The organism is Caldibacillus sp. 210928-DFI.2.18, assembly GCF_020554505.1.
GTDB lineage: Bacteria > Bacillota > Bacilli > Bacillales > Caldibacillaceae > Caldifermentibacillus > Caldifermentibacillus hisashii.
The window spans coordinates 1-1,039 of record NZ_JAJCHL010000194.1 but is presented as its reverse complement, the minus strand read 5'-3'; the positions used below and the strand labels follow the sequence as shown (position 1 = coordinate 1,039).

2 protein-coding genes are annotated in these 1,039 nt (G+C 40.1%); one reads left to right on the top strand and one right to left on the bottom strand.

Going from position 1 to position 1,039, the window contains the following annotated elements; translation table 11 throughout:
* Positions 1 to 597, top strand: a 597-nt coding sequence (locus LIZ98_RS17505; RefSeq protein ID WP_227140410.1) for an SDR family oxidoreductase, incomplete at its 5' end; no start/stop codon positions are given.
* Positions 598 to 689: 92 nt separating this feature from the next.
* On the opposite strand, the gene LIZ98_RS17500 is transcribed toward LIZ98_RS17505, so the two are convergent.
* Positions 690 to 869, bottom strand: a complete 180-nt coding sequence (locus LIZ98_RS17500) for a hypothetical protein (protein WP_227140411.1) — start codon at positions 867 to 869, stop codon at positions 690 to 692.
* Between the last annotated feature and the right edge of the window lie 170 nt (positions 870 to 1,039).

Below are 1,039 nucleotides of genomic sequence, written 5' to 3'. Positions count from 1 at the left end.
GCTGTCGCCCTACACACGATTGAAGTTGGGGTATCCTTGCCGATTTTTGATGAACAGCAGGCTGAAACCTTTAAACAATCAGGGGTGGATTCCTTCGTAGCCAATTTAGAAAGCAATGTGGATGATCTTGCAAAGGCAATGGAAGGCTGCGATGCTGTTATTTTCTCAGCGGGTTCCGGCAGTAAAACAGGTCCGGATAAAACATTGCTTGTTGACTTGGATGGTGCGGTAAAATCGATGGAAGCGGCAGAAAAAGTTGGAGCAAATCGTTATGTAATGGTCAGTGCCATCCAAGCGCATAACCGGGAAAGTTGGATAGACAGTCCAATTAAACCCTATATGATTGCCAAACACTATGCAGACCGAATGCTCGTTTCAAGTTCGTTGAATTATACAATTGTACGCCCGGGTGCATTGCTCAACGAACCGGGTACAGGGAAGGTACAGCTTGCGGAAAATCTCCAAAGAGGGGCAATCCCCCGAGAAGATGTAGCCAAAACAGTAGTCGCTGTTTTAAATGAAGAAAATACGTTCCGCCGTTCATTTGATATTATATCAGGAGATACAACGATTGAAGAAGCTTTAAAAAATTTGTAGCTGTGAAAAAGAGTGCTTCTTACTCAAAAACTTGGAAAATATTGTATTGTTCGCTTATACTGGATTAAAATCAGGAACATTCATTCCTGATTTTAATCGATATACCCTTTATCTTTTAACATACGATACGCTTCTTCTTGCTTTTCTTCTTTTATTTGATATTCAAGTGTGCTATCTACAATTTTGGCACACCGCCCACCAAATGGTTTTAAGACTTCCTTTATTTCTTTTATATTTGCAGCAGAACTTTTTAGCGGATAATTTACCTTCATCCAATAACACCTCCTAAGATTCATTATAAAGAATTGAGATAAGTTTTACGGTAAAATATTTGAGCAAAAATTGAACTTATAAAGAAAACTCGGGCGTCCGAGCCTTAAGGCGATGGCAGAGCCGTAGTTCAGCGAAAAAACATTTTCGCTTGCGAGGTAATGCTACCGAA